Origin of the sequence: Mesorhizobium erdmanii USDA 3471 (genome assembly GCF_000472705.1) — a bacterium.
Lineage (GTDB): Bacteria > Pseudomonadota > Alphaproteobacteria > Rhizobiales > Rhizobiaceae > Mesorhizobium > Mesorhizobium erdmanii.
The window spans coordinates 567784-594302 of the sequence record NZ_KI421453.1; the positions used below are offsets into that span (position 1 = coordinate 567784).

General features: G+C 63.9%; 27 protein-coding genes. 16 read left to right on the forward strand and 11 right to left on the reverse strand.

Annotated features, from left to right (window positions below):
* Window positions 1-210 precede the first annotated feature (210 nt).
* The gene (locus A3AU_RS0129990) at window positions 211-462 is read left to right on the forward strand and encodes a hypothetical protein (RefSeq protein ID WP_027056180.1); all 252 of its coding nucleotides are present in this window, start codon (window positions 211-213) and stop codon (window positions 460-462) included.
* A 48-nt stretch (window positions 463-510) separates the two neighbouring features.
* Entirely contained in the window at window positions 511-900 is a 390-nt protein-coding gene (locus A3AU_RS0129995) for a hypothetical protein (protein WP_027056181.1), read from the forward strand.
* A gap of 79 nt (window positions 901-979) precedes the next feature.
* Here the strand turns inward: A3AU_RS0129995 and A3AU_RS0130000 are convergent, their stop codons facing one another.
* Window positions 980-1618: a DNA-3-methyladenine glycosylase I gene (locus tag A3AU_RS0130000; RefSeq protein ID WP_027056182.1), complete on the reverse strand. Its 639-nt coding sequence runs from the start codon at window positions 1616-1618 to the stop codon at window positions 980-982.
* A gap of 213 nt (window positions 1619-1831) precedes the next feature.
* Between A3AU_RS0130000 and A3AU_RS0130005 the strand changes: the two genes are divergently transcribed.
* On the forward strand, window positions 1832-2569 hold the full coding sequence (locus A3AU_RS0130005) for a L,D-transpeptidase (RefSeq protein ID WP_027056183.1): 738 nt from the start codon (window positions 1832-1834) through the stop codon (window positions 2567-2569).
* A gap of 262 nt (window positions 2570-2831) precedes the next feature.
* Complete coding sequence (locus A3AU_RS0130010) at window positions 2832-3752, forward strand: bifunctional 5,10-methylenetetrahydrofolate dehydrogenase/5,10-methenyltetrahydrofolate cyclohydrolase (RefSeq protein ID WP_027056184.1); 921 nt, start codon at window positions 2832-2834, stop codon at window positions 3750-3752.
* A gap of 10 nt (window positions 3753-3762) precedes the next feature.
* Here the strand turns inward: A3AU_RS0130010 and glcF are convergent, their stop codons facing one another.
* From glcF to A3AU_RS0130030, 4 genes are all read right to left on the reverse strand, one after another.
* Window positions 3763-5088 (reverse strand): glycolate oxidase subunit GlcF, encoded by a 1326-nt coding sequence (gene glcF / locus A3AU_RS0130015; RefSeq protein WP_027056185.1) that lies wholly within the window; start codon window positions 5086-5088, stop codon window positions 3763-3765.
* 65 nt (window positions 5089-5153) lie between these two features.
* Window positions 5154-6359, reverse strand: a complete 1206-nt coding sequence (gene glcE, locus A3AU_RS0130020; RefSeq protein ID WP_027056186.1) for a glycolate oxidase subunit GlcE — start codon at window positions 6357-6359, stop codon at window positions 5154-5156.
* A gap of 85 nt (window positions 6360-6444) precedes the next feature.
* Window positions 6445-7941, reverse strand: a complete 1497-nt coding sequence (locus A3AU_RS0130025) for an FAD-linked oxidase C-terminal domain-containing protein (protein WP_027056187.1) — start codon at window positions 7939-7941, stop codon at window positions 6445-6447.
* A 125-nt stretch (window positions 7942-8066) separates the two neighbouring features.
* Complete coding sequence (locus A3AU_RS0130030) at window positions 8067-9389, reverse strand: DUF3422 family protein (protein ID WP_027056188.1); 1323 nt, start codon at window positions 9387-9389, stop codon at window positions 8067-8069.
* A gap of 209 nt (window positions 9390-9598) precedes the next feature.
* Between A3AU_RS0130030 and A3AU_RS0130035 the strand changes: the two genes are divergently transcribed.
* Genes A3AU_RS0130035 through A3AU_RS0130045 form a run of 3 tightly spaced genes read left to right on the forward strand, consistent with a single transcriptional unit; the run spans window position 9599 to window position 12355 of the window.
* A complete protein-coding gene (locus A3AU_RS0130035; protein WP_027056189.1) occupies window positions 9599-10402 on the forward strand; it encodes a FadR/GntR family transcriptional regulator in 804 nt (267 codons plus the stop codon).
* A gap of 11 nt (window positions 10403-10413) precedes the next feature.
* On the forward strand, window positions 10414-11568 hold the full coding sequence (locus tag A3AU_RS0130040) for an alpha-hydroxy acid oxidase (protein ID WP_027056190.1): 1155 nt from the start codon (window positions 10414-10416) through the stop codon (window positions 11566-11568).
* A 19-nt stretch (window positions 11569-11587) separates the two neighbouring features.
* A complete protein-coding gene (locus A3AU_RS0130045) occupies window positions 11588-12355 on the forward strand; it encodes a metallophosphoesterase family protein (protein ID WP_027056191.1) in 768 nt (255 codons plus the stop codon).
* 31 nt (window positions 12356-12386) lie between these two features.
* On the opposite strand, the gene A3AU_RS1000000140830 is transcribed toward A3AU_RS0130045, so the two are convergent.
* Together A3AU_RS1000000140830 and A3AU_RS0130055 are read right to left on the reverse strand one after the other, a co-directional pair.
* Entirely contained in the window at window positions 12387-12518 is a 132-nt protein-coding gene (locus A3AU_RS1000000140830; RefSeq protein ID WP_257784452.1) for a hypothetical protein, read from the reverse strand.
* A 381-nt stretch (window positions 12519-12899) separates the two neighbouring features.
* On the reverse strand, window positions 12900-13598 hold the full coding sequence (locus A3AU_RS0130055) for a type 1 glutamine amidotransferase (RefSeq protein WP_027056192.1): 699 nt from the start codon (window positions 13596-13598) through the stop codon (window positions 12900-12902).
* A gap of 88 nt (window positions 13599-13686) precedes the next feature.
* On the opposite strand from A3AU_RS0130055, the gene A3AU_RS0130060 reads away from it, so the two are divergent.
* The 4 genes from A3AU_RS0130060 (at window position 13687) to A3AU_RS0130075 (ending at window position 17688) form a co-directional block, all read left to right on the forward strand.
* Window positions 13687-14334: a hypothetical protein gene (locus A3AU_RS0130060; protein WP_027056193.1), complete on the forward strand. Its 648-nt coding sequence runs from the start codon at window positions 13687-13689 to the stop codon at window positions 14332-14334.
* Window positions 14335-14365: 31 nt separating this feature from the next.
* Window positions 14366-15100: a 16S rRNA (uracil(1498)-N(3))-methyltransferase gene (locus A3AU_RS0130065; RefSeq protein ID WP_027056194.1), complete on the forward strand. Its 735-nt coding sequence runs from the start codon at window positions 14366-14368 to the stop codon at window positions 15098-15100.
* 144 nt (window positions 15101-15244) lie between these two features.
* Complete coding sequence (locus A3AU_RS0130070; protein ID WP_027056195.1) at window positions 15245-16618, forward strand: glutamate--cysteine ligase; 1374 nt, start codon at window positions 15245-15247, stop codon at window positions 16616-16618.
* Window positions 16619-16695: 77 nt separating this feature from the next.
* Complete coding sequence (locus A3AU_RS0130075) at window positions 16696-17688, forward strand: DUF937 domain-containing protein (RefSeq protein ID WP_027056196.1); 993 nt, start codon at window positions 16696-16698, stop codon at window positions 17686-17688.
* Window positions 17689-17859: 171 nt separating this feature from the next.
* Here the strand turns inward: A3AU_RS0130075 and A3AU_RS0130080 are convergent, their stop codons facing one another.
* Window positions 17860-18150: a DUF1127 domain-containing protein gene (locus tag A3AU_RS0130080; protein ID WP_027056197.1), complete on the reverse strand. Its 291-nt coding sequence runs from the start codon at window positions 18148-18150 to the stop codon at window positions 17860-17862.
* 177 nt (window positions 18151-18327) lie between these two features.
* On the opposite strand from A3AU_RS0130080, the gene A3AU_RS0130085 reads away from it, so the two are divergent.
* From A3AU_RS0130085 to A3AU_RS0130095, 3 genes are all read left to right on the forward strand, one after another.
* Complete coding sequence (locus tag A3AU_RS0130085; protein WP_027056198.1) at window positions 18328-19284, forward strand: LysR substrate-binding domain-containing protein; 957 nt, start codon at window positions 18328-18330, stop codon at window positions 19282-19284.
* Window positions 19285-19362: 78 nt separating this feature from the next.
* Window positions 19363-20928, forward strand: a complete 1566-nt coding sequence (xseA, locus tag A3AU_RS0130090; protein ID WP_027056199.1) for an exodeoxyribonuclease VII large subunit — start codon at window positions 19363-19365, stop codon at window positions 20926-20928.
* Between the two features lie 2 nt (window positions 20929-20930).
* The gene (locus A3AU_RS0130095; protein ID WP_027056200.1) at window positions 20931-22067 is read left to right on the forward strand and encodes a DmpA family aminopeptidase; all 1137 of its coding nucleotides are present in this window, start codon (window positions 20931-20933) and stop codon (window positions 22065-22067) included.
* Window positions 22068-22120: 53 nt separating this feature from the next.
* Here the strand turns inward: A3AU_RS0130095 and A3AU_RS0130100 are convergent, their stop codons facing one another.
* From A3AU_RS0130100 to A3AU_RS0130110, 3 genes are all read right to left on the reverse strand, one after another.
* Window positions 22121-22372 carry a DUF768 domain-containing protein gene (locus A3AU_RS0130100; RefSeq protein WP_027056201.1) on the reverse strand — a complete coding sequence of 84 codons (252 nt, stop codon included), beginning with the start codon at window positions 22370-22372 and terminating at the stop codon, window positions 22121-22123.
* Window positions 22373-22766: 394 nt separating this feature from the next.
* Window positions 22767-23456: an SDR family NAD(P)-dependent oxidoreductase gene (locus A3AU_RS0130105; RefSeq protein ID WP_027056202.1), complete on the reverse strand. Its 690-nt coding sequence runs from the start codon at window positions 23454-23456 to the stop codon at window positions 22767-22769.
* A gap of 395 nt (window positions 23457-23851) precedes the next feature.
* A complete protein-coding gene (locus tag A3AU_RS0130110; RefSeq protein WP_027056203.1) occupies window positions 23852-24871 on the reverse strand; it encodes an isopenicillin N synthase family dioxygenase in 1020 nt (339 codons plus the stop codon).
* 311 nt (window positions 24872-25182) lie between these two features.
* On the opposite strand from A3AU_RS0130110, the gene A3AU_RS0130120 reads away from it, so the two are divergent.
* Window positions 25183-25659, forward strand: a complete 477-nt coding sequence (locus A3AU_RS0130120) for a carboxymuconolactone decarboxylase family protein (protein WP_027056204.1) — start codon at window positions 25183-25185, stop codon at window positions 25657-25659.
* On the forward strand, window positions 25659-26516 hold the full coding sequence (locus tag A3AU_RS0130125; protein WP_027056205.1) for a sigma-70 family RNA polymerase sigma factor: 858 nt from the start codon (window positions 25659-25661) through the stop codon (window positions 26514-26516). Before A3AU_RS0130120 ends, A3AU_RS0130125 begins: the two co-directional genes overlap by 1 nt.
* Window positions 26517-26519: the final 3 nt, after the last annotated feature.

A 26519-nucleotide genomic window follows, 5' to 3' on the forward strand; every position in this document is an offset into this window, starting at 1 on the left:
GAAAATTTCCCATTCCGCAGCGCGCGTTTCCTAACCGATGCAGCCGGGAGCGGCAAGGGTCGGCACCTCGCACCACGCCCGGTGCAAACAGCCCAACTCGAACCTCCCTGAAACAGAAACGCACCGAAAATGAAACAATCCCGTCATGAGCGCGGCATCGTGCCGACACAATCGCGGCCGATATAGCGCACGACATGAAGGGTTCGGGACATGACCAGCGCAGTGAAATTCCATGCCGATGGCGATGCCGGCGAATTGCCCGCGCGCCTGCGTCCGGCCCGCCCCCATGCTCCGAAAATGATTGGCCAGGATGCCGGGCCGTTCGATGTACCGGTCGCCACCGACAACGAGTCTTCCCTGCGCGACGCATTGGTCACCGGCCTGCTGGTGATCTATCCGACGGTCGCGACGGTGGTGGCGATCGTCGCCGGACTGTTCCTGGCCAGCGTCAACGGCACCTGAAACTGACGGCTTCGGCGGGTTCCATATTTCCTGATCGGGGGATTGAGCATGCGACTGGGCTACGCATACGCGCTTGGCTGCGCATTGTTACTCGGGGCAGTCAATCCGGCCAGTGCAGGCGGCTGCAAACCGGGCGATGCGGGCCTCGCCGGCCACTACTACCTGCGTGGCGTCATGGAGGTCGGTTCCGAATTGCTGCTCAGGAAAGACGGCAGCTTCGAGTTCATGCTGGCCTACGGCGCCAACGACCAGTACGGCAAGGGCTGCTGGGTGAAGAAGGGATCGACAGTCGAGGTCATTCCGGCCGGGCGCAGTTCGGCATCTACCCACCACACACCCGACGACAGCGGCTTCAGCGGACTGGTGCTGAGCATTGCCGGCCGCAGCTTGGTGTGGGACATCAACGGCAGCGGCCACAAGGGCCGCTTTGAGAGGTAGGGCAACGCGAGCATTTGAAACTTCGCGCCGCCGTTAATCCGCCTGCCGGCACCTTTTCCCCGTGAGCGGGAGAAGGAAGCTACTTCGGCCGCTTGAAAGCCTTGCGGTCCTTCTCGACCTCCTTGCGGCAGGCACAACCTTCGAGATGGTCATTCACCAATCCCATGGCCTGCATGAAGGCGTAGACCGTGGTCGGGCCGACAAAGCTCCAGCCGCGCTTCTTCAATTCCTTCGATATCCGCACCGAGACCGCCGTGGTCGGGTTGGCGCGCAGATGGGCGAGGTCGACAATCTCCGGCCGCTCGTCCTTGCCGGGTTCGAACTTCCAGAACCAGGCGGCGAGCGAGCCGAATTCGTCGGCCATCTCGCGGGCGCGCTTGGCGTTGTTGATGGTCGAGACGATCTTGCCGCGATGGCGGATGATGCCGGCATTGCCGAGCAGACGCTCGACATCCTCGTCGGTGAAGGCGGCGACCTTGTCGAAATCGAAGCCGGCGAAGGCTTCGCGAAAATTCTCGCGTTTGCGCAGGATGGTCAGCCACGACAGGCCCGACTGGAAACCCTCGAGGCAGATCTTTTCGAACAGCCTGCGGTCGTCGGCCATCGGCCGGCCCCATTCATGGTCGTGATAGTGCAGATAGTCGGGCAGATTGCCGTGCCAGAAGCAGCGCGCGACACCGTCGGGACCGGCAAGCAGGCCGCTGTTTTCATTGCTCATTGCGAAAATCCATCCGTTAACGCGCTTTTGCGCTGCATTTACTGCGGCTTTACCAGATTCCTGAACGCGGTGGTAACCACACCAAAAGGTTTACTGACAAAGCCGCATTTTACGCATTCCGATTCATTTTTCGGTTGCTGCTTGCGCGCCAATGATCGCTGGACCGGGGAGCGTTTCAACCCTGGTTGTATCAGACGATCAAGGTGCGTTCCGATGAAGAGAGTTTTGTTTTCCGTGCTCGGCGCCGTGGCTGTGTTCGCCGCCGTCACACCCTCGGCCGCCGGCGACCGCTATGCCGACAGGCCGCCGGTGATGGTGAGCCCCGATCTTTCCGCCCCGTGGGTACTGCAGCTTGGCCGCGCGCCAGGCATCGTGCGGCAGAATCGCCAGGTCGTGCAGCAGCAGCAGCCGCGCCTGCGCGCCGCGCAACCCGACCGGGTGCAGACGGCGACCGTGCAGGCGCCGGCCAAGCGCATGGTCATGCGCCCGCAGATCAACCCGATCTACCTGCCGCAGGAAGTCGCCTATGACGGCCCGCAGAAGCCGGGCACGATCGTCATCGACACCACGCAGAATTTCCTCTTCCTGGTCGAGAAGAACGGCAAGGCGCGGCGCTACGGCGTCGGCACCGGCAAGCCGGGCTTCGAATGGTCGGGCACGCACAAGATCACCAACAAGCGCGAGTGGCCAGACTGGCGCCCGCCGGCGGAAATGATCAAGCGCGAAGCCGCCAAGGGCCGCTATCTGCCGACCTATCTGGCCGGCGGCATGGAAAATCCGCTCGGCGCCCGTGCGCTCTATCTCGGCACGACCGAATACCGCATCCACGGCACCAACCAGCCGTGGACGATCGGCGGTGCGGTGTCGTCGGGCTGCATCCGCATGCGCAACGAGGACGTGGTTGACCTTTACGAGAGGGTCAATGTCGGAACCACCGTCGAGGTGATATAATAATTGTCACGAATCACCTGATCGGGGAGCACGTCGTTTCCCGAAGTCGGAAGGAATAACGGGGGACGGGCCGTATGGGGATACGGTCGGTCAGGAAGGGCAGCACGGGAAACCGCGCTGCCCTTTCCTTTTGATCTGCGACCGGCGTCAGCGACATGGCCCGCGTCGTTGCGTCGCGCTGCGGCATGGCGGTTCGCTTTCATGCTGCCATTTTCGATGGTCTTTTGCTATGTCGGCGCCATCAAGATGAAAGAGCCCAGCCATGTCCCCGTCCCATGACAGCCGCTACCTGAAGGGCGGCCCGGTTGCCCAGCGCATCATCGCCGCCGTGCGCGAGGATGCGGCCATCGCCAAGGCCGAGGGGTTTGCGCCCAAGCTGATCTCGATCACCGTCGGCGATACCGATGCCGTCGATGTCTATGTGCGCAACCAGCGCGCCAAGGCCGAGCTTGCCGGCATCGATTTCGAGGAACGGCGTTTTCCCGCCACCATCACGTCGGGTGAACTGGAAGCGGCCATCCACGGCCTGAACGCCGATCCGCGCGTTACCGGCATCATCATCCAGCGGCCGGTTCCGGCCCATATTCCAGTCAAGACATTGCAGGCGGCGGTGCATCCGCTCAAGGATGTCGAGGGCATGCACCCGGCCTCGATCGGCAACATCGTCTACAACCAGCTTGACCTGGCGCCCTGCACGGCGGCTGCGTCCGTCGAACTGCTCAGGGAAACCGGGCTCGACCTCAAGGGGCTGGAGGTCGTCATCGTCGGCCATTCGGAAATCGTCGGCAAGCCGATCGCCTTCCTGCTGATGAGCGAAGGCGCGACCGTGACGGTCTGCCATCACATGACACGGTCGGTCGCGGCCCACGCGCGCCGCGCCGATGCGCTGTTCGTGGCGGTGGGCAAGCCGCGGCTGATCAAGGCCGACATGGTGAAGCCCGGAGCCGCCGTCATCGACATCGGCATCAATTCCGAGATGGGACCGGACGGCACAAGCCGCATCGTCGGCGACGTCGACACCGAAAGCGTGCGCGAGGTCGCCTCCTGGATCACCCCGGTGCCGGGCGGCGTCGGCCCGATCACCGTGGCGATCTTGCTGCGCAACACCATGGTGGCGCTCAGCCGCCAGCGCGCGCTCTATGAAGCCACCTACGGCACGGCGGACAGGCTCGCGGCGGAGTAAGCGGCGGCCCTTACTCAGCGGCAACCAGGCTTTCGTCACGAACGCCTTCCGGCTTCGGGCCACCATAGGCCCAGTCCAGCAGCTTGATCGTGTGCACCACCGGCAGCTTCGCCGCAGACGCGATCTGCGTGATGCAGCCGATATTGCCGGTGGCGACGATTTCCGCGCCGGTCGCCTCGATGTTTTTCACCTTGCGATCGCGAAGTTTTGCCGAAATCTCCGGTTGCAGGATGTTGTAGGTGCCGGCCGAGCCGCAGCACAGATGGCCCTCGCGCGGCTCGCGCACGATGAAGCCGGCCCTGGCCAGCAGTTCCTTCGGCTGGCGGGTGATTTTCTGGCCGTGCTGCATGGAGCAGGCGGAGTGATAGGCGACGATGGTGCCGGGCTTGCGCGCCGGCTCGGGCAACTCGATGGCGGCGAGATATTCGGTGATGTCCCTGGCCAAGGACGAGACGCGCGCGGCCTTGTCGGCATAGGCCGGATCGAGGCGCAGCATGAAGCCGTAGTCCTTGATGGTCGTGCCGCAGCCGGATGCGGTGATGATGATGGCGTCGAGCCCGCCCTGGTCGATGGCGCGCGTCCAGGCATCGACATTCTGCCTTGCCGAGGCAAGTGCTGCCTCCTCGCGCCCCATATGATGCACCAACGCACCGCAGCAGCCCTCGCCGGGCGGCACCACGACCTCGACACCGAGGCGCGTCAGCAGCGAAATCGTCGTGTCGTTGATGGCGGGATCAAGCACCGATTGCGCGCAGCCGTTGAGGATGGCGACGCGGCCCTTTTTCGTCCCTTGTCCGGCATGGACGCCAGGCGAGGCCATCGGCGAGACCGCCGGGATCGAGGCCGGCGCGAGCTTGAGCATCGCGCCCAGCGGCTTCAGCGCAGGGACCTTTTCGAACAGGCCGATGAACGGCCTGCCCAGCTTTGCCAGTTTGAGCGCGGCGCGAAAACGCTGGGGATAGGGCAGCACGAACGCCAGCATGGCCCGGGTCAGCCGATCGAGCAGCGGCCGCTTATAGGTCTCCTGGATATGGGCGCGGGCATGGTCGACCAGATGCATGTAGTTGACGCCAGACGGACAGGTGGTCATGCAGGCAAGGCACGACAGGCAGCGGTCGATATGGGTGACGATCTCCTTGTCGGCGGGACGGCCGTTCTCCAGCATGTCCTTGATCAGATAGATGCGCCCGCGCGGCGAGTCCAACTCATTGCCCAATGTCACATAGGTCGGGCAAGTGGCGGTGCAGAAACCGCAATGCACGCATTTGCGCAGGATCTTTTCCGATTCCGCGACATGCGGATCGGCAAGCTGGACGGATGAGAAATTGGTCTGCATCGCTGACGCTCTGTTTAGACGCAATTCCGGACGGAAAACCGTTTCACACTTTTCCTGGAATTGCTCTAGGCCATGCGGCCGGGATTGAGGATGTTCTTGGGGTCGAATTCCTGCTTCAGCCGCTGGCTGAGCGCGGCTAGCGCCGGCGGCTGCGGCTCGAACACAGGCAGCGCGGCGCGATGGGCAGGGGCAGCGCGCACCAGCGTCGCATGGCCGCCGCCATGTTTGCGCAACAGCCCGCGCAGCAGAGCAGCCTCCGGGTCGCCCTCCTCCATGCGCAACCACACCAACCCACCCTGCCAGTCGTAGAAGGCGCTGACGGCAGCTTGCATGCGCAGCGTCAGCACCATCTGGTGGCCCTGGGCAGGCGTCATCGACACGCGCCAGACCGGTTTCTCGGTACCGTCGGCGAAAGGCTTGATATCGCGCACGTCACGCCAGATCAGCCTTGAAGCCTCGCCGGCAATCTCCTCCAGCGGCCCGGCCTTGCCGAGCAGCGTCTTCAGCGCAGCGATGCGATAGGCGACGGAAGGGCCAAAGCCTTCGACGCGCAGCAACGTGGCGGCTTCGCTGCCAAGCGCGCCGCCGGCGACATGCGCGGCGATCCGCTCCGGCAAATGGGCGGCGCTCGAGACTTCAGCGCTGGAGCCGAGCGCCAGCGCCATGGCGCCTGCCGCGGCGTCGTCGAGCAGGCCACGGACGGCGAGCGTCACCTCGGTTTCGGCTGATGGCAGCACCTTGAAGGTGACGTCGGTGAAAACGGCCAGCGTGCCCCAGCTGTTGGCCATCAGCTTCGACAGATCATAGCCGGTGACGTTCTTGACCACGCGGCCGCCCGACTTGAAAGCCTCGCCACGCCCGGACACGACATTGATACCCAGTATGTGGTCGCGCGCCGCACCCGCTTTCAGCCGGCGCGGACCGGAAAGGTTGGCGGCGAGCACGCCGCCGATGGTGCCCTTTCCCGGCTCGCCACCGAGCAGCGGACCGCAATCCATCGGCTCGAAGGCAAGCTGCTGGCCGTTTTCCGCCAGCAACCTTTCGATCTCGGCCAAGGGTGTGCCGGCCTTTGCCGACAGCACCAGTTCGGCGGGTTCGTAGAGCGTGACGCCGGTGAGTTTCGAGAGGTCGAGCGTGTGCTCCGTCTGCAGCGGACGGCCGATGCCGCGCTTGGAGCCATGGCCAAGGATTTCGAGCGGTGATTCTTCCGCCGCCGCCCATTGGACGGTGGAGAGGACTTCGGATGAAGTGGCGGGGGTGAAGGTGGTCATGTTCGCGCCTGGTTCCTCGCCCCCGCAAGGCGGGTGAGAAGAGATAAGTCGCGATCCAGCGCCAACGAGCGAATTTGAACCCCCATCAAAACCTCGGAATGTCCGGAAATGCCACCTGCCCCCGGTGCACATGCATGCGGCCGAGTTCGGCGCAGCGGCGCAATTGCGGGAACACTTTTCCCGGATTGAGCAGGTGGTTGGGGTCGAAGGCGCATTTGACGCGCATCTGTTGGTCGAGGTCGACCTGGTTGAACATTTCCGGCATCAGGTCGCGTTTCTCGACCCCCACCCCATGCTCGCCTGTCAGCACGCCGCCGACCTTGACGCAGAGCCGCAAAATGTCGGCGCCAAAACTTTCGGCCTTGTCGAGTTCGCCTGGCACATTGGCGTCGTAGAGGATCAGCGGATGCAGATTGCCGTCGCCGGCGTGGAAGACATTGGCGACGCCGAGCCCGTATTTTTCCGACAGCTCACGCATGCCGGCCAGCACGCGCGGCAGTTCCTTGCGCGGGATGGTGCCGTCCATGCAGTAATAATCGGGTGAGATGCGGCCGACCGCCGGGAAGGCCGCCTTGCGGCCAGCCCAGAAACTCAGCCGCTCCTGCTCGGACTGCGAGATCCGACAGGTGGTCGAGCCATTGCTTATGGCGATCGCTTCGACCGCGGTGATGAGGTGATCGACCTCAACGCCCGGCCCATCGAGTTCGACGATCAGCAATGCCTCGACATCGAGGGGATAGCCGGCATGGACGAAATCCTCCGCCGCATGGATCGCCGGCCGGTCCATCATTTCCATGCCGCCCGGAATGATGCCGGCGCCGATGATGTCGGCGACGCATTGGCCGCCCTGCTCGCTGGTCGGAAAGCCGATCAGCAGGGCGCGGGCCGTTTCCGGTTTCTTGAGGATGCGGACCGTGACCTCGGTGACGACGCCGAGCAGGCCTTCGGAACCGGTCATGACACCGAGCAGGTCGTAGCCTTCGGCGTCGAGATGGCTGCCGCCGAGCCGCACCACCTCGCCATTCATCAGCACCATCTCGATGCCGAGCACATTGTTGGCGGTGAGGCCGTATTTCAGGCAGTGCACGCCGCCGGAATTTTCCGCGACATTGCCGCCGATCGAACAGGCGATCTGGGAGGATGGATCGGGGGCGTAGTAAAAGCCCTCCTGCTCGACGGCGGTGGTGATGCCGAGATTGGTGACGCCCGGCTGGGCGACGACGATGCGGTTGGGAAAATCGATCGCAAGGATGCGGTTGAAGCGGCTCATCACCAGCAGCACCGCATCTTCGAGCGGCAGCGCGCCGCCCGACAGCGAGGTGCCGGAGCCGCGCGGCACGACGCGGATGTTGCGGTCGTTGCAGTATTTCAGCACCCGGGAAACCTGCGCCACCGTTTCGGGCAGCACCACGACCAGCGGCAATTGCCGATAGGCGGTCAGGCCATCGCTCTCGAAGGCGCGCATGGCATTGGCCGCGTCGACCACGCCCTCGCCCGGCACGATGATGCGCATGTCGGCGACGATCTCGTCGCGCCGGCGCAGCGTGGCGTCGTCTGGTTTCGGCATGGCCAGGCCGGACATCAGCAGCCTCATTTTTCTTTACTGGTCAAAATCTTTTACCAGTGAGGCGCATTGTTTGCAAATGCTGAGGCGATGGACCAACCAGCATCGGGGTCGCGACAAGCTTCCGCAGCGGCAATCTGCCGCTATTCGCCCGGGTGCTTCGCCGGCTCGGAATGCATCTGGCGCACACGGCGCACGCCCCACCAGACCAGCAGGATGGCGACCGGCACGGAGGCCGCGGTGACGACCTCGGGCGCGAAAGCATGGCCGAAGATCGAGGCGCCCTTAGCGACGTAGCCGATCAGGCCGACGACATAATAGGAGACGGCGGCGACCGAGAGGCCTTCGACGGTCTGCTGCAGACGCAGTTGCAGGCGGGCGCGGTTGTTCATCGACGCGAGCAGATCGCGGTTCTGCTTCTCGACCTCGACATCGACCCATGTGCGTAGCAGCGTCGTGGCACGGGTCAGTTTGCGCGACAGATTGGCTTGCCGCTCCTCGACCGAGCGGCAGGTGCGCATGGCCGGCGCGACGCGGCGCTGCAGGAACCCGCCCCAGGTGTCATAGCCGGGCACGGCCTCTTCCTCGAGCGCTTCCAGCCTTTCGACGACGATGCCGTCATAGGCGCGGCTGGCGCCAAAGCGGTAGAGGCTGGATGCGGCATCGGCCTCCAGTTCGGCGGCTAGTTCAGTCAGGTCGGCCAGCAGCGTCTGACTGTCGCGGGTCTCGGCAACCTTCATTTCCAGCGTGGTCTGCGCCAGCCTGTCCTCGATGCGGCGGGCGCGGCCCGACAGGGTCAGCGCCAGCGGCAGGCCAAGCATGGCCAGCGTCCGGTAGGTCTCGATGTCGATCAGCCGTTGCGACAGCGCTCCGGTGCGCGCCGGCGTCAGGCCGCGATCAAGCACCAATATGCGGGTCATGCCGTCGCCGTCCTGGCGGAAGTCGGTGACGATGGCGGCATTGCCGCGCTCGACCAGCGAATAGCACAGGCTGGTCGGGTCGAAAGCGGCGATCAGCCGCTCGCTCGCCTGCGTCCATTTGCGGATTTCGAGCCGGATGCCCGAGATGACGGTGCCAGGCGGTGAAAAGCCGTTGCCGAAGGGGGTATCCTCCTGCGCCCTGCCGCTTTCGGAAAGCGGCCCTTCCCACAGATAGGTCGAGAATTCCGTATGCCGCTCCCAGCGCAGCGAGCCCTTGCCCCACTTCATGGCGTGGTGACGGGCCTGGCGGTCGGGCGCGGCAATGCCGAGGCGCCGCGACAGTTCGGAAAGCACGGCATGGTCGACGCCGGAGCCCCCCTCGGTCATGAAAGCGAGTTGCACCAGGACGCGCGGCTTGTCGATCAGCGGATGCGGCCGGGCGTGCACCTCTCCCAGCGCACCAGGCCGGCCCTCATGCGCGGGGAAACCCATGACGCTGCCCTTGGCGCGCGGCTGGAACTCGAGATTGGACGGGTCGTCTGACACGGCTTGTCCCCCGGGTTTCTGTGAACCCTCTTGTGTTCGCGTCCCTCTATGGCCAATCCCCTGAGGACGCAAACGGCAAAGTTAGCCGAAGATGATACAGCCTTGGGCGGCGAAACCGACGCGCTTCGGCCAATTGGATAAATAATTTGACCAGTTGGCGACGCAGGCTTTATCCTACGCGACAGCGGTTCACCTTCCAGGCACACCTGTTGAGCGACATTTTTTCCAGGATCGAGCATTCGCGCACCGCCGACGAGGTGGTGCAGCAGATCGAGAGCCTCATCCTCGAAGGCGTGCTGCGCACCGGCGACCGGCTGCCGGGCGAACGCGAGCTGGCACGCCAGTTCGACGTGTCGCGGCCGATCCTGCGCGATGCGCTCAAGGCGCTGGAGGGGCGCGGGCTGCTGACGACCAAGGCCGGCGGCGGCACACATGTCGCCGACATTATCGGCCAGTTGTTCGCCAAGCCGGTGGCCGACCTGATCTCGATGCATCGCAAGGCTGTGGCCGATTACCTGGAGTATCGCCGCGAGATCGAAGGTATAGCCGCCGAATATGCGGCGCGGCGCGCCACCCCGGAAGACCTTGCTCTGCTCGACCGGATCATGGCGCGCATGGACGGGGCACACCGCACCGGCGATTTCGACGACGAGGCCGAGATCGACGTCGAATTCCATCAGGCGATCTGCGAATGCGCGCACAACATCCTGTTCTTGCACACGCTGCGCTCATGCTACAGGCTTTTGTCGGAAGGCGTATTCCAGAACCGGCTGCTGGTCTTCACCGTGCCTGGCGCGCGCGAGGCGCTGCTGGCGCAGCACAAGGCGATCCATGCCGCGGTCAAGGCCGGCGATCCGGCCGGCGCCCGCCAGGCGGCGATGGACCACATGACCTATGTCGAGCGGTCGATGACCGAAGCCGAGCGCAGCGGCGACTGGCAACGCGTGTCGCGGCTGCGGCTGCGGCAGCGCTTGGAAGCCGGCGATACCGAACCAGCACGCAGACGCTCCTAGAGGGGACCACCATGAGCGAGATTCTCACCATTGCAGACCTCAAGGACCTCGCCCGCCGGCGCGTGCCGAAGATGTTTTTCGACTATGCCGATTCCGGCGCGTGGACCGAGAGCACCTATCGGGCCAACGAGGAAGACTTCCAGAAGATCAAGTTCCGCCAGCGCGTCCTGGTCGACATGAGCAACCGCTCGCTGGAATCGACCATGATCGGCGAGAAAGTGTCGATGCCCGTGGCGCTGGCGCCGACCGGCATGACCGGCATGCAACACGCCGATGGCGAGATGCTGGCCGCGCGGGCGGCCGAGGAATTCGGCGTGCCCTTCACCCTGTCGACGATGAGCATCTGCTCGATCGAGGATGTCGCCTCGGTGACGAAGAAGCCGTTCTGGTTCCAGCTCTATGTGCTGCGCGACAAGGATTTCGTGCTCGACCTGATCGATCGGGCGAAGGCGGCGAAATGCTCGGCGCTGGTGCTTACGCTCGACCTGCAGATCCTCGGCCAGCGCCACAAGGATGTCCGCAACGGGCTTTCGGCACCGCCCAAGATGACGCTGGCCAACATCATCGACCTGGCCTCGAAGCCGCGCTGGTGCCTGGGCATAGCCGGCACCAAGCGACGCACCTTCCGCAACATCGTCGGCCACGCCAAGGGTGTCGGCGACGTCTCGTCGCTGTCGTCGTGGACAACGGAGCAGTTCGACCCGCAGTTGTCGTGGAAAGATGTCGCCTGGATCAAGGAACGCTGGGGCGGCAAGTTGATCCTAAAAGGCATTCTCGACAAGGAGGATGCGCTGATGGCGGCCAAGACGGGCGCCGACGCGATCGTGGTTTCCAACCATGGCGGCCGCCAGCTCGATGGCGCGTCGTCCTCGATCATGGCGCTGGAGGAGATCGCCGATGCGGTCGGCGACCAGATCGAAGTGCATATGGATGGGGGCATCCGCTCCGGACAGGATGTGCTGAAGGCGCTATGCCTCGGCGCCAAGGGCACCTATATCGGCCGGCCATTTCTTTACGGCCTCGGCGCTCTCGGCAAGGAAGGGGTTACCAAAGCGTTGGAAATCATCCGCAAGGAGATGGACATCACGCTGGCGCTGTGCGGAAAGCGTCTGGTCACCGACATGGGCAAGGACCAGCTCCGGCGCCAGGGTCCGGTGACGGCCTGACCACGGAGACCACGAGGCGTTGGCGGAAACCGGCATCCATTTTCTCGACGCGCACGGGCCGGAGGGTGTGCGTCTCTATGCAATCGGCGACGTCCATGGCCGGCTCGATCTGCTGGCCGCCATGCACAAGCGGATCGAGAGCGAGCTGGAGTGGAAACCGGTTCGCGACTGGCGGGTGATCCACCTCGGCGACTATGTCGACCGCGGGCCGGATTCCAAGGGTGTGATCGATTTTCTGATCGCGGCGCGAGAACGCGATCCGCGCCATCTGATGCTGGCCGGCAATCACGACATCGGCTTTCTCGACTTTCTCCGGACCCCAGATCCGGAAGGGCTGTTCATGCGCTATGGCGGCGTCCAGACGGCGCTTTCCTATGGCGTGTCGCTCACCGCCGATGCCAGCTGGTTCGGCAAGGCGGAGACGATGAAACGGGGACATGCGGCGCTGCTCGAGGCGATGCCTGCAGGCCATGTCGATTTCCTGCGCTCGCTGGCGTTCTCATTGACATCAGGCGACTTCTTCTTCTGCCATGCCGGCATCAGGCCGGGCATTGCGCTGGACAAGCAAGACCCGCAGGACCTGATCTGGATCCGCGACGTTTTCCATGATCACACCGGCTTGTTCCCGAAGATCGTGGTGCACGGCCACACGCCCGTCCCCGAGGCGGAAGTGATGGCCAACCGCGTCAATGTCGACACGCTTGCCTGGCAATCAGGCATGCTGACCGCGCTCGTCATCGACGGTGCGGACAAACGCATCCTGGAAATGGCGATAAAGGAAGCCTGAGCCGCGCCGCAGGAGGCGCCGCCAGCCGGCTTTAGCGAAGCGAGGCGGTAACGCCGTAGCCGTCGACGGCGTTATGGTTGTTGGCGGCGTCGGCGGAATAGATGCCGAGGCCGCACAGCACGATGGCGGACAACATGGCAAAGGACAGAAGCGCAGCTTTCACGGACGTCATCTCTTGTTGAGCTTCGTGCATCTGTGCACCAGGCGGTTACCAATGCGTTGAAACGGAGAATTCGCTTCAAAGTTTCGACGATTTCGCGCTTCTAAGCGCGTTCTGTGTCGGAGGTGTGTCGCACGGGTCACACAAAAGGTTCATCGCGGTTGCACAGCCGATGCAGAGCGCGCGCCTTCTAGGATGGCGGGCGGACACAAGCCAAGGATGAAAGGGGTTTTCCCCAAGCCGGTTTCACGGCTGCGTGCCAATAATGTCACGCGGAGCGCAAGGGCAGGCTCCTAAAGCGCGTCGCGTATCAACGGATTCATGCGCCGCGCTGCAGGATGCAGGTCGTTCTCCCAAACCGGAGCGACTTTTGGGCGATATGCATTAGATCGTGGCCACCCAGGCGCGCGCTATCGCCAGGCCGGCGGCGTCGGCGTCGGGACCGTTACGGGCCATTTCGATGTCGAGCTTGTCCTCCCAGTCGGGATGCAGCGCGGCGATGGTCGGCGCGAACGCGGTGCTCCAGTCCTTCACCATGGGCCGGTCGGCCTCGAAATGGAACTGGAAGCCATAGACGGCACGGCCGACGCGAAATGCCTGGTTTTCGGCGACATCGTTGCCGGCGAGCCGGATGGCGTTTTGCGGCAGCACGAACGTGTCGTCATGCCACTGGAAGATCGGAAATTTCTCCGGCAGCGCGGCCAGCACAGGATCGAGCTTGGCGTCAGGCGTCAGCGACACGCCGCGCCAGCCGAATTCATTGGCGCCGCCGATGCGGTTCTCACCGCCGAAGGCCCGGGCGACGAGCTGGCTGCCAAGGCAGATGCCGAGTACGGCACGGTCCTTGCCGGCAAAATCACGGGTGAGTTCGAGCAATGCGGGGAAATAGGGATACTCATCATCGGCCAGCGCATTCTGGCCGCCACCGAGCACCACCATGGCATCGTGCCCGGCGGCGTCGTCCGGCAGCGGATCGCCTTTGTAGGGAAGGCGCACGTCGAGATCGGCGCCCGCTTCCGCAAGTGCCGCACCGACCTGGCCGAGGCCGGTATTGTCGTAGTTCTGGACCACCAGCACCCGCATCGCAAAATCCTGCTGACATGAAAATGACGGGACGAGCGATATCATGCCGTCCATATCGCAGCCAAGAAGCGTGTTCGGGGAGAAAACTATGCCACTGCAGAACCGGGTCGATCCGTTCGGCGCCATCCACGCCGTGCCCGAACGCGGCCTGTTCACCGGCAATCGCGGCATCATCCACGATCCCGAGAGCAGAACGCTGCTGAGGAAGCGCTGGGCGCTTCAGGCCTGGATCATCTGCGTATGCCAATTCCGCAATGTGCGGCGCGAGCCGATGGGCAGAAATGGTGCCGGCGGCAAGGCTGGTTGGACAGAGCTGTTCTTCCTCGACGAAGTGACGGCGCTGGCCGCCGGACATCGCCCCTGCTTTTTCTGTCAGCGCGAACGGGCCAAGGATTTTGTCGGCCGCTTCGGCGAAGCCTTCGGCATCGCCGAGCCGCGCGCGCCCGAGGTCGACAAAAGGCTGCACAGGCAACGGCTGGCGTCCGGCGGCAAGCCACCTGTCGTTGTCGTTGAAGACTTTCGTGACCTGCCGGACGGCACCATGGTTGCGAATGGCGGCACGGCCTATGCCCTGCGCGGTGGCAAGGCACTGCGTTGGTCATTTGCCGGGTACGGCCCACCCGCCGATTTCGGCTCCCTGAACGAAAAGACACTTTCCCTGCTCACTCCAGCAACGACGCTCGATGTCCTGCGTCATGGCTTCCGGCCGGTGTGGCACCCGTCCGCCGAGACTTGACGCCGGCGGCCGGCTCGCCCATTCCTCGGCGATGCGCGCCAATTACAAGATGCAACGCCTGTTCGTGCCTGACGACCTCGCGCCCGATGTGGAGTTCGATGCCGGGCAGCAGCAGAGCCATTATCTCATGCATGTCCTGCGGCTCGCCGAAGGCGCGGAGATCCTGGTCTTCAATGGCCGCGATGGCGAATGGTCGGCGGCCATCGCGGCGAAGTCGAAGAAAGCGGTCAAACTCAGGGTGTTGGCATCGCAGCGGCCGCAACCGCCCCTGCCCGACCTTATCTATTGTTTCGCGCCGTTGAAGCAGGGCCGGCTGGATTATCTTGTGCAGAAGGCGGTCGAGATGGGCGCCGGGATCCTCCAACCGGTCATCACCCAGCACACGCAAGTGGCCAAGCCATCCATCGACCGGTTGCGTGCCAATGTCGTCGAGGCGGCCGAACAATGCGGCATCCTAGCGGTACCTCAGCTTCGCGAGGCGGAAAAGTTCGAGCGCCTGTTGACCGGCTGGGACAAGGAGCGGCGGCTGGTCTTTTGCGACGAGGATGCCTCGACCAACAATCCGCTGCCGGCGTTGCAGGCCATAAAGGAGAGGAAACTCGGGCTGCTGGTCGGGCCCGAGGGCGGCTTTTCCGACGACGAGCGCAAGATGTTGCGCGCCCTTCCCTTCGTGACCGCCATTCCGCTCGGACCACGCATCCTGCGCGCCGACACCGCGGCCGTGGCCGCCCTTGCGGTGATGCAGGCAACTGTCGGAGACTGGTAGGACTGCTTTTCTTGCAAGGAGGCGGCCCGGATCGTGGCCTTCAATTCCTCTTGACCTGTGGCTCAGGATTTTTCGCTTGATCGGCTGCTAACATTTCGTCCATCTACCGCCGGCGGTCATCCGACCGCCTCTGAGGGCACAGTGATGGCGCGCGACACAACCGATTTCCGGCCGATCGAAGGCGTCGACGAACTCGTCGAGCACCTGGCCGAGGGCAACAAACCGCGCGACAAATGGCGCATCGGTACCGAGCACGAGAAGTTTCCCTTCTATGTCGATGGCAACGCGCCGGTGCCGTATGGCGGCGAGCGCGGCATCCGCGCCATCCTCGAAGGCATGCAGACAAAGCTCGGCTGGGATCCGATCATCGACGATGGCCGCATCATCGGCCTGGTCGAGCCGACTGGACAGGGCGCGATCTCGCTCGAGCCCGGCGGCCAGTTCGAGCTTTCCGGCGCGCCGCTGGAGACGATCCATCAGACCTGCCGCGAGGGCAATGCGCATCTGGCACAGGTGCGCGAGATCGCCGAGCCGATGGGCATCCGCTTCCTCGGCCTCGGCGGCAGCCCGAAATGGTCGCTGGCCGAGACGCCTAAAATGCCGAAGTCGCGCTATGAGATCATGACGCGCTACATGCCCAAGGTCGGCACCAAGGGTCTCGACATGATGTACCGCACCTGCACGATCCAGGTGAACCTCGACTTCGAGAGCGAAGCCGACATGCGTCGCAAGATGCAGGTGTCGCTGAAGCTGCAGCCGCTGTCGACGGCGCTGTTCGCCAACTCACCCTTCACCGAGAGCCGGCCGAACGGCCTGCAAAGCTGGCGCGGGGACATCTGGCGCGACACCGACAACCAGCGCTCGGGCCTGCTCGAATTCTGTTTCTCGCCCGATTTCGGTTTCGCCGACTATGTCGAATGGGCGCTCGACGTGCCGATGTATTTCGTCATCCGCGACGGCCGCTATCACGACATGACGCACATCACCTTCCGCCAGTTCATGGCCGGTGCCGCCCGAAACGAAGTGCCGGACGGGCTGCCGACGATGGGCGACTGGGCGAACCATTTGTCGACGCTGTTCCCCGACGTACGGCTGAAGCGGTTCCTAGAAATGCGCGGGGCCGACGGCGGACCGTGGCGTCGCATCTGCGCGCTGCCTGCCTTCTGGGTCGGCCTTCTCTATGACGAGGCGGCACTCGATGCGGCGGAGGCGCTGACCGCGAGTTGGACCTACAAGGAAGTGCTGGCCATGCGCAACGCGGTGCCGGAACTCGGCATTGCCGCGCCCTTCCGCAACACCACGCTGCGCGAGATCGCACGCGACGTCATGGCCATTTCGCGCACCGGGTTGAAAAATCGCGGCAAGAAGAACCGCGACGGCTATGACGAAACCTCGTTCCTCAACACTTTGGACGAAGTGGTAGCGCGCGGCACCACCAGCGCCGAGGAGATGCTTTCGGCCTACCACACGCGCTGGGGCGGCTCGATCGAGCCGGTGTTCATGGAATACGCCTACTAACCCGGCGGCAAAAGCCGCTTCAATCGAGCGTTGAAACGAATTAGGCTCTCCTCCGAGGAATTCAGGAGGAGAAGCCGATGCCTACCTTGTTCGACATGCTGGCGCAGGCCCAGAACGGCAACGGCATGCAGGCGCTTGCCCAGCAATACGGGCTTTCGATGCAGCAGACACAGGCGGCGGTCGCCGCCCTGCTGCCGGCCTTCTCGCAGGGGCTGCAACGCAACACCGCCGATCCCTACGGGCTCGGCGCCTTCATGACGGCGATGGCAAGCGGCCAGCACGCCAAGTATTTCGAGGACGCGACCCGGGCCTTCTCGCCGCAAGGCGTCGACGAAGGCAATGGCATTCTCGGACATCTGTTCGGCTCGAAGGACCTGTCACGCGCCGTGGCCAACCAGGCGGCACAAGCAAGCGGCGTCAGCCAGCAGATCCTGCAGCAGATGCTGCCGGCGATCGCCTCGATGGTGATGGGTGGCCTGTTCAAGCAGACGACAAATCAGATGCAGGCCGCCGGCGGTTTTGGCGGCGGCAACAATCCACTTGGTGAGATCATCGAGCAGATGATGCGACAAGGCGGCATGCAAGCGCCGGCTCCGCAGGCACCGCCGCCGCAGACCCCGATGGACAACCCGCTTGGCAAGGTCTTGCAGGACATGTTCGGCGGGGGTGCCCCACAACCGCAAAGCCAGCCGCAGCCAGCACCCAATCCCTATGGTGACAATCCGTTGGGCAAGGTGCTGCAGGACATGTTCGGTGGCGGCGCCCCGCAGCCACAAGGCCGGACGCAGCAGCAGCCGCAACAGACGCAAAGCCCCTATGGCGACAACCCGCTGGGCAAAATCTTCGAAGAGATGCTGCGTGGCGGCGGTGGCCTCGGCATGCCTGGTGGGCAGCCGGCGCCGCAGCCTCAGGCACCGCAGCCGCAGGCCAACCCGAGCGGCAGGCCGAGGAATCCGTTCGACGATATCTTCGGCAAGATGTTCGAGACCGGCGCCCAGCAGCGTGACGAATACCAGAAGGGCGTGGAGACGATCTTCGACCAATTCAAGCGGGACATGGACCGGCGGTAGGTGCCGGGCCAGTGGCCATTTGCGATAAAGCCAAAAAAGAAAAGCCCGGTCCTTGGGAGGACCGGGCAGCGTGCAGGCGGGCCGGCGGGGAACCGGCAGGGAGTGGGAGCCTGCATGAACCTTGGTCGCGCTGAACCCCGAAAAGGTTCAACAGGACCGAAACTCTGACGATCAGGCCACTTTGCGGGCGATGTCCTCGATCGTCTCGACACGATCGCTGGCGATTTCACGCAGGATCGCCGTCGGGTCGCGGCCGAACGGCACGTCTATGGCCACATGCAAGTCGGCGCGCCTCAGACCAATATCGGCAAGCTCGGCGTCCGACATCTCGCCAAGACGGTAGAAGGCGCGACGGTTTTTCCAGGCGCGGTAGAAATTGACGACGGTATTGGCCACGCGCATCGCAACGGCCGGACGCGAGGTGATGCGCGAGGTCTCGGTGGCGAAATCGATCGTGGTCATGTCGGTCTCCTTCAGACTCGAACGGACGAAACCAGCCAAGCGGCGCCGATAACAGCGGCCGCTCCGGTCCCAATTCACATGCCTTCATGTGGACAATGCCAATTTGCCATCAGCCGATTGATTAATCCAACGAATGTTTCTAATCTTTAGCATCAACACCAGTGATGGATCATGCCGATGAAAGCGCCGCTCGATCTCGATCAGTTGCAGACCTTCATCTCGATTGCCGACACCGGCAGCTTCACGCGGGCGGCCGAAGAGGTGCTGCGCACGCAATCGGCGGTGTCGATGCAGATGCGCCGGCTCGAGGAGCGGATCGGCAAGCCGCTGTTCGAGAAGGAAGGGCGCACCAACAAACTGACCGAGGAAGGCGACAAGCTGCTTTCCTATGCAAGGCGGCTGCTTTACCTCAACCGCGAAACGCTCGCCGCCTTCGACGACCAGCGGCTCGAAGGCACGATCCGAATCGGCACGCCGGACGACTATGCCGACCGTTTCCTGCCGGAGATCATGGCGCGCTTCACGCGCTCCAATCCGCGCGTCGAACTGACTGTGATCTGCGAGCCGACGCCGGGGCTGGTCGAGCATATCAAGCGCGGCAATCTCGACCTGGCGCTGGTGACGCACAATGACGTGCGCGGCCAGTCGGAAGTGGTGCGGCGCGAACCGCTGCTATGGGTCACCTCGGCCAACCACGCGACGCATGAACAAGTGACGCTGCCGATGGCCTTTGGCCGGCCGAACTGCATCTGGCGGCGCGCCGCCGTCGATGTGCTGGACCAGCAGAACCGCGACTACCGCATCCTGTTCACCAGCTTCTCGGCGACCGTGATCACCGCCGCCGTCCTTTCGGGCCTGGCGATCTCGGTGCTGCCGGAATGCGCGCTCAGGCCCGGCATGCGGGTGCTGGGCGACGCCGACGGCTTCGGCGCCCTGCCCGACTGCCGCATCGGCATCATGCGCGGCCAGACCTCGCGGCCGGAGATCGTCGATGCGCTCGCCCGCCACATCTCCGAGAGCCTGGACAACATCTCGGTGCCGCTTGGCGAGGAGACGGGATCATTCGACTTCGCCGCCCTGGCCTTCGCCAAGATGAAGCGGACGAGACCGAACCAGATCCTGCCCGGCTGGTAGGAAGCATCAGGGGGTCATGACACACTGGCCCCACACGGGCGCCTTGACGTGAGGCGCCAACCGGCCCCCAATCGACCGATGAGCGAAGCAGCAACCGAATCACGTACCAACGCCACCGAATACACGGTGAGCGAGATCTCCGGCGCGCTGAAACGCACGGTCGAGGACGTCTTCGGCAATGTGCGGGTGCGCGGCGAAATCTCGGGCTATCGCGGCCCGCATTCATCAGGCCATGCCTATTTCGCGCTGAAGGACGACCGCGCCCGGCTCGACGCGGTTGTGTGGAAAGGCACGATGAGCCGGCTGAAATTCCGCCCCGAGGAAGGGATGGAAGTGATCGCCACCGGCAAGCTCACCACTTACCCCGGCAAGTCCAACTACCAGATCGTCATCGACAATCTGGAGCCTGCCGGCGCCGGGGCGCTGATGGCGCTGCTGGAAGAGCGCAAGCGCCGACTGCAGGCGGAAGGGCTTTTCGAGGCCGGCCGCAAACGCCGGCTACCTTTCATGCCACGCGTCATAGGCGTCGTCACCTCGCCGACCGGGTCCGTCATCCGCGACATCATCCATCGCATCAAGGACCGCTTTCCGCTGCATGTGCTGGTCTGGCCGGTGCGCGTGCAGGGCGAGACCGCGAGCGTTGAAGTGACCAATGCCGTCACAGGCTTCAACGCACTGGCCTGGGATGGTGCCATCCAGCGTCCCGATCTCTTGATCGTGGCGCGCGGCGGCGGCAGCCTCGAGGATCTGTGGGGGTTCAACGATGAGGCGCTGGCCCGCGCCGTCGCCGCCTCCGGCATTCCGGTGCTTTCCGCCGTCGGCCACGAGACCGACTGGACACTGATCGACCTCGTCGCGGATGTGCGGGCGCCGACACCGACGGGCGCCGCCGAAATCGCCGTGCCGGTGAAGGCCGACCTCGAAGCGGCGCTGGCCAGCCTCGGCGCCAGGCTCAAGGCGGCCATCTCACGCAATTTCGAACGCAAGCGGCAGGCTGCACGTGCGGCGGCGCGCGCTCTGCCGTCGCCCGATCAATTGCTGGCGCTGCCGCGCCGGCGCCTCGACGAGGCGACATCGAGGCTCGGTCGTGGCTTGTCAGTCAGTGTCGATCGCAAGCGCGCACGGCTTCAGGGCCAAAGGCTGACGCCGGCCACGCTGTCGCGGCGCATGAACGAGGCCCGCACCCTGACCGGCCGTGACCTTGCCCGCGCGCAGGCGGCGTTCTTTGCCATCGTGCGCGAACGACGCACGCGGTTTGCGCGAAGCGCGGCGCGGCTCTCGCCGGCGCCGATCGCGCGCCGCCAGAAACAGCAGGCCGACACACTGGCGGCGCTCGCCAGACGGCAGGATCGGGTCATCTCGCTGCGGCTCGAACGCCTGCGTGGCCAGTTGGGCCAGGCCGAGCGCCTGTTGACCACGCTTTCGCACAAGGCCGTTCTGGCGCGCGGCTTCGCGCTGGTGAAGGATGCCGACGGCGCCGTTATCAAGCAGGCCGCCGATGTGGCGTCGGGGATGGCGCTTTCGCTGGAGTTCGCGGACGGGACGGCGGACGCGGTGGCAACCAGCGGTGCGGCGCGGCCGAAGCCGGTTGCCAGGCCGGCGGTCAAGGCGAAAGAACCCGGCAATCAGGGATCTCTGTTCTGATCATGACCGACAATCCGCACCATCAGGCAACGCCCGGCGGCAAGCCGCGCGCGCGAAGCTTCGGCATCGGCTTCGACGGAATAGCCGGGCCGTTCAACGCCATCACCGACGTCTCAGGCGTCGCGGTCGGCTATGCGACGCTGATTTCCGGCGACGGCGCGCTCGTCGTCGGCAAGGGACCGGTGCGCACCGGTGTCACCGCGATCCTGCCCAGGCCGCGCGCCGACCTCGCCACGCCGGTCTTCGCCGGCATTTTCAGCCAGAACGGCAATGGCGAACTGACCGGCTCGCACATCGTCGAGGAAACCGGCGCCTTCAACTTCCCGATCACCATCACCAACACGCATTCCTGCGGTGTTTCGCGTGACGGTACGCTGCGCTGGATGAACCAGGTGCTGCCGGCCGCGCTTGACAGCGGCTGGGGCCTGCCGGTGGCGGCGGAGACCTATGACGGCTTCCTCAATGACATAAACGGCCACCATCTGACATCAGAGCATGTCGCGGAAGCGCTTGACGGCGCGGCCGGCGGTCCGATCGAGGAAGGCAGCGTCGGTGGCGGTACCGGCATGATCACCTTCGGCTTCAAGGCCGGCTCGGGCACGGCATCGCGCATCGTTGGATGGCAGGGACATTCCTACACGGTCGGCGCCTTCGTGCAGTCGAATTTCGGCAAGCGGCGCAATTTTACCCTTCGTGGCCTGCGCGCTGGGTCCGAACTCGCGGAGCCGGCGATCCGCGAAGGCACGCCACGTGCCGAAAAGGGCTCGATCATCGCCGTTGTCGCCACCGATGCGCCGTTCCTGCCGCATCAGATGAAGCGGCTGGCTCGCCGCGTGCCGCTCGGCGTCGCCATGACCGGCGGTTTCGGCTACCACAGCTCGGGCGACATCTTTATCGCCTTCTCAACAGCCAATCCTGCCGCGGCACTAGCGCCTTCCGGCCGGATTGCCAATGCCGATTTCATTCCCGACACAGACATCGATGCGTTTTTCGATGCCGTCATCCAGGCCGTAGAAGAATCGATCCTCAACGCCCTCATCGCCAATGACGACATGACCGGGCGCGACGGCAATTTCGTGCCGGCGCTGCCGAAGGCCTGGTTGAAAGAAAGGTTTGGGCTGAAAGAAAAGCTCGGCTGAGACGAAAACGCGGGCCAAAAGCCCGCGCGCTCGCAAAGACTGGCCGTTAAAATCTATTCCGCGGCCTTGCTGGCCGCATGCTCGTGCTCGTCGGCCTCGGCGGCTTCCTCGAGTCGGGAAGCAATGAGTTCCTGGATATCGCCGACTTCTTCCTGAATGTCCTCCAGGGGAATACCGACTTCGGCAGCCTTGGCGGCACATTCCTTGGCCAATGTCTCGGCCTGCTTGTCGATCCGGGCCTGGGACTGGCAATGGACCTTTTCGCCGATCCATCCCCGCAAGAACTCGATCGCGTGTTCACTCATACTGCTGTTCCCTGGCGGCAAAGCCGGTTGGTAATCATAAACGTCGGCATCCCGCAAAGGATGCATCCTGCCATTCGAGCCGAGTCGCGGCCAGCCGGCAAGTCAATGCCGTCCAAGGTCCACAGAGCCGAAGGAAATCGAGGGATGAAGAACATTTTCTGATTCTGAAGGACTGTACCGTTGGCGGGATCTGCCCGCTCCGAGCAATTGCTTCTACCTTTACGGCTTTCAGTCCGTGTCTTGATCTCAATGGCTGTCGCTACAGCCACCTTTGACATTGCACTTCCAGGCGCGAGCCAGCGAAGCCGCCGCTATATAGTGATATCCAAACGCAATGTCGACTCCTCCCAACCGTGCCCGCGGCTTGCACCAAAGTCGCACCCCGCGCACCCCATCAGAAGGTCTCGACCCAAGGCCTCAACTCCATTTCCCAGGTCCAGGCGCTACGGTGCTGGCGATGAATAGAGAGATAGGCCTCGGCAATCGCGTCCGGAGACAGCCGGCGATCCTGCGTATCTGTCTCCTGCCCGGACGCGGCCGAGGCAATGGCGCCATCGATGATAAAGTGCGCGACGTGGACATTCTTCGGTGCCAGCTCACGGGCCATGGACTGAACCAGCCCGCGCAAGCCGAATTTCGGCATCGCAAAACCGGCGGAGCCGGCAAAGCCCTTCACGCTGGCCGTCGCGCCGGTGAAGAGAATCGAACCCGAACCCAGAGCCACCAGCCGGCGGGCCGCCTGCTGGCCGACCAGGAACCCGCCATAGGCCCCAACCAGCAAAGCCTGCCGGACCGCCTCGGGATCAAGCTCGGCTATCGGTCCGCGGGCGCGTCCACTGGCGTTGAAAATCGCCAGCGAGAGCGGACCGGCCTTGTCAACGACATCGAACAGACGCTCCACCGAAGCGGGATCGGAGACATCGGTTGCCACGACCTGCGCGCCTGTCTCGCCCCGCAATGCGTCAAGCTTTTCGACATTGCGGGCGGCCAGAACGACGCTGAACCCTTGCTTGGCGAGAAGGCGCGCCAGCGAGGCGCTCAAACCGGAGCCTGCACCGGCGATGACGGCGACATTGGATGTCATGAGACCTTTCCTTCCTTGCACGGTCTGCGGTCGATGGCTGGGCGAATGAGCTGTGTCGGAGCTTGCCGGATCAGCACGACGGCGGCAACGCCGACGGCAGCTAAAGCGCGTCGCGTTGAGACGGATTCATGCGATGCGCGTTGGGGCTTTGTGATTATGCATATCGTTCGCCCAAAACCGACACCACTTTCGGGCGACGTGCATGAGAAAAATGGCCGGGCGCGAAAACGGCCCGGCCAAAAAAGAAGGTCATAACCTTCAGAGGGGAACACCGCTCGGCGAAATGGGAGGAAAACACCGAACGGATTTTTCTCTTTTGAACCGATTCTCAGACAGATACGACGGATGACTTTCTAAAAAACGGCCAAGATGGAAAAATCTTGTCCTTTTCAGCTCTAGCCAACCCGGCTTTCCCTTTCGAGCAAATCCGCATAATGGCGCCGCGCGACATCAGGATGCGAGCGCAGCCGGCTTTTCAACACATTGGTTCCGACATCGCGAAACAGCGGATTGTCCGGATCGCTGGCCGGTCCGCGCGCCTGGCCCGCCAATTCCTCGGAAAGCCCAAGCAGCGGGATCGTCGCATCCAGCCTGGCACTGAAGAAGAACGGCACCGAGATGCGCTCGATGCCGGCAGGCGGCGTCACGACACGATGCACGGTCGCGCGCAAATAGCCGTTGGAGGCCAGTTCGAGCAATTCTCCGATATTGACGACGAGCGTGCCGGGAATGGGGTCGACATCGACCCAGCTTCCATCATAGTCGACCTGCAGCCCCTTATTGTCATCCTGGAGCAGCAACGTCAGGAACCCGCCATCCTTGTGCGCGCCGACACCTTGGTCGCCACCGGTTGCATCGCGGCCGGGGTAGCGCACGATCTTCATGCGATGGTTGGGTTCGCTGCTGTAGATCGGGTCGAACGTATCCTCGGGCTGATCGAGCGATTGCGCGAAGGCTTTCAGCAGTCGGATCGCCACGGCCGTCACCTTGCTTTGCCAGGCAAGCAGTGCCGGCTTGAGATCCGGTAGCGCCACGGGCCACTGGTTCGGCCCTTGCAGCCGTGTCCAGGCGGGAACTCCCGGCCCTTGCGCGATTGCCTGGCGTTCGACACCGATGTCGAGCTGTTCGCGCCAGTCCTCCCTCCCCTTGGTCAGTTCACCGCCGGCGCGGGTGTAGCCGCGAAACTGCGAAGACTTGACCATCTCGATCGCCAACTTGTCGGCCTCCGGCAAGGCAAAGAACTGGCGCGATGCGATGAGCACCTCGCTGATCTCGGCCCAAGAAATGCCATGTCCAGCCAGATAGAAAAAACCAATGTCACGCGAAGCGGAACGCAAGTCAGCCAGAAACGTCCGGCGTTCCGACGCGCCTTGCTCAAGACGGCTCAGATCGAGGATGGGTACTATTCTGGGCATATCAAGCTCCTTTCCCAGTGCTTTCCGGGCGTTGCTTGAAGACACCACCAGAAAACCCAGCCGATTGAACATGCACGCACTCTTGCGCGACCGTGGCCACGATCAATACGCGCAAGTCTTATCGACTTCGGATGGTCGGGAAAGGAACGATCGGCCCTTCGTCGCGGCCGTGACGAACAATTTTTCCATCCGCAGGAGCAAGCGAATGATGATCGCGATCGGAACGGCGGCGGCCTAAAAAACTGTCGGGGATGTCACACCGGCGAGTCCTCGCTCGTCATGAGATCGGCACCAACAGAAGGAAGCCAACCATGACCACAAAAATCGACCTCTTCGCCGCCGCCCCTTCGCTGATGAAGAACTGGCAGCGTTCCTCGATCGAGCTCTCCTCCGCCGCCAGCCTCGAGCACAGCCTCACCGAACTGGTGAAGTTGCGCGCCTCGCAGATCAATGGCTGCGCCAACTGCATCAATCTCCACGCCACCGAGGCGCGCGAGAACGGTGAGACCGAACAGCGAATCTACCTGCTGCCGGCCTGGCGCGAGGCGCCCTGCTACAGCGACCGCGAACGGGCGGCCCTTGGCTGGACCGAGGCCTTGACCCGGCTTTCGGAAGACACCGGTCGCGCAGGCGCCTATGAAGAGCTGAAGGCGCATTTCACCGAGGAGGAACAGATCAAGCTGACCTTGACGATCAACATCATCAACGCCTGGAACCGCATCGCCGTCGGTTTCGGCCTGTATGCCGACCCGGCTGCCGTGAAGGCCGCCCGGGTGGCCGCCGCCTGATGACGAGTACAGAGGCCGACGATGCGGCAGCGGGCTTCGGCCCGCTGCGTCCGAAGCTCATGCGCGTTGCCTACCGCATGCTGGGCTCGGTGTCGGACGCGGAGGATGCCGTGCAGGAGGCCTTCATCCGTTGGATGAAGGCCGACCGCGCCGCCGTGCGCGAACCCGAGGCATTCCTGCGCCGCACGGTGACGCGTCTCTGTCTCGACCAGCTCAAATCGGCGCGGCACAAACGCGAGACCTATGTCGGCCCCTGGCTTCCCGATCCCGTGGTGGAAGAGGACGAGGTGGAAGACGTCACCTTGCCGCTGATGCTGGCGCTGGAACGCCTGTCTCCGCTAGAGCGCGCCGCCTTCCTGCTGCACGATGTGTTCGGGCTCGGATTCGACGAGGTCGCGGCCGCCATCGACCGCGACACTGCGGCCTGCCGCCAGCTCGCGACCCGGGCGCGCGGCCATGTCCGCGAGGCGCGGCCGCGCTTCACGGTGGAAAGACAACGCGGCCTCGAGTTTGCGGAGGCCTTTTTTACGGCCTCGCGCAGCGGTGACATGAAAGCGCTTGGCGCCATGTTGAGCGCCGACGTCATCGCCCATGCCGACGGTGGCGGCAAGCGCCCGGCAGCCACGCAGCCGGCCCTGGGTTTCGATGCCGTCATGAAACAGTATGAGCAGGTCGCGGCCTGGTTGCGCGCGCATGGCTCGAAACTTGTCCGCGTCGGTTTCATCAATGGATTGCCGGGGTTCGTCACGCTGGAAGCCGATGGCGAACTCCAGACCACAGCACTCGAGATCGAGGACGGGAAGATCGCCGCCATCTATGTCGTGCGCAATCCTGACAAGCTCAGGCACCTGCACTGAGGA

What these genes read in the sequence shown, in the direction of transcription:
- A3AU_RS0129990 (WP_027056180.1), top strand. Translation starts at nt 211, where the DNA reads ATGACCAGCGCAGTGAAATTCCATGCCGATGGCGATGCCGGCGAATTG.
- A3AU_RS0129995 (WP_027056181.1), top strand. Translation starts at nt 511, where the DNA reads ATGCGACTGGGCTACGCATACGCGCTTGGCTGCGCATTGTTACTCGGG.
- A3AU_RS0130000 (WP_027056182.1), bottom strand. Translation starts at nt 1,618, where the DNA reads ATGAGCAATGAAAACAGCGGCCTGCTTGCCGGTCCCGACGGTGTCGCG.
- A3AU_RS0130005 (WP_027056183.1), top strand. Translation starts at nt 1,832, where the DNA reads ATGAAGAGAGTTTTGTTTTCCGTGCTCGGCGCCGTGGCTGTGTTCGCC.
- A3AU_RS0130010 (WP_027056184.1), top strand. Translation starts at nt 2,832, where the DNA reads ATGTCCCCGTCCCATGACAGCCGCTACCTGAAGGGCGGCCCGGTTGCC.
- glcF (WP_027056185.1), bottom strand. Translation starts at nt 5,088, where the DNA reads ATGCAGACCAATTTCTCATCCGTCCAGCTTGCCGATCCGCATGTCGCG.
- glcE (WP_027056186.1), bottom strand. Translation starts at nt 6,359, where the DNA reads ATGACCACCTTCACCCCCGCCACTTCATCCGAAGTCCTCTCCACCGTC.
- A3AU_RS0130025 (WP_027056187.1), bottom strand. Translation starts at nt 7,941, where the DNA reads ATGTCCGGCCTGGCCATGCCGAAACCAGACGACGCCACGCTGCGCCGG.
- A3AU_RS0130040 (WP_027056190.1), top strand. Translation starts at nt 10,414, where the DNA reads ATGAGCGAGATTCTCACCATTGCAGACCTCAAGGACCTCGCCCGCCGG.
- A3AU_RS0130055 (WP_027056192.1), bottom strand. Translation starts at nt 13,598, where the DNA reads ATGCGGGTGCTGGTGGTCCAGAACTACGACAATACCGGCCTCGGCCAG.
- A3AU_RS0130060 (WP_027056193.1), top strand. Translation starts at nt 13,687, where the DNA reads ATGCCACTGCAGAACCGGGTCGATCCGTTCGGCGCCATCCACGCCGTG.
- A3AU_RS0130065 (WP_027056194.1), top strand. Translation starts at nt 14,366, where the DNA reads ATGCGCGCCAATTACAAGATGCAACGCCTGTTCGTGCCTGACGACCTC.
- A3AU_RS0130070 (WP_027056195.1), top strand. Translation starts at nt 15,245, where the DNA reads ATGGCGCGCGACACAACCGATTTCCGGCCGATCGAAGGCGTCGACGAA.
- A3AU_RS0130075 (WP_027056196.1), top strand. Translation starts at nt 16,696, where the DNA reads ATGCCTACCTTGTTCGACATGCTGGCGCAGGCCCAGAACGGCAACGGC.
- A3AU_RS0130080 (WP_027056197.1), bottom strand. Translation starts at nt 18,150, where the DNA reads ATGACCACGATCGATTTCGCCACCGAGACCTCGCGCATCACCTCGCGT.
- A3AU_RS0130085 (WP_027056198.1), top strand. Translation starts at nt 18,328, where the DNA reads ATGAAAGCGCCGCTCGATCTCGATCAGTTGCAGACCTTCATCTCGATT.
- xseA (WP_027056199.1), top strand. Translation starts at nt 19,363, where the DNA reads ATGAGCGAAGCAGCAACCGAATCACGTACCAACGCCACCGAATACACG.
- A3AU_RS0130095 (WP_027056200.1), top strand. Translation starts at nt 20,931, where the DNA reads ATGACCGACAATCCGCACCATCAGGCAACGCCCGGCGGCAAGCCGCGC.
- A3AU_RS0130100 (WP_027056201.1), bottom strand. Translation starts at nt 22,372, where the DNA reads ATGAGTGAACACGCGATCGAGTTCTTGCGGGGATGGATCGGCGAAAAG.
- A3AU_RS0130105 (WP_027056202.1), bottom strand. Translation starts at nt 23,456, where the DNA reads ATGACATCCAATGTCGCCGTCATCGCCGGTGCAGGCTCCGGTTTGAGC.
- A3AU_RS0130110 (WP_027056203.1), bottom strand. Translation starts at nt 24,871, where the DNA reads ATGCCCAGAATAGTACCCATCCTCGATCTGAGCCGTCTTGAGCAAGGC.
- A3AU_RS0130120 (WP_027056204.1), top strand. Translation starts at nt 25,183, where the DNA reads ATGACCACAAAAATCGACCTCTTCGCCGCCGCCCCTTCGCTGATGAAG.
- A3AU_RS0130125 (WP_027056205.1), top strand. Translation starts at nt 25,659, where the DNA reads ATGACGAGTACAGAGGCCGACGATGCGGCAGCGGGCTTCGGCCCGCTG.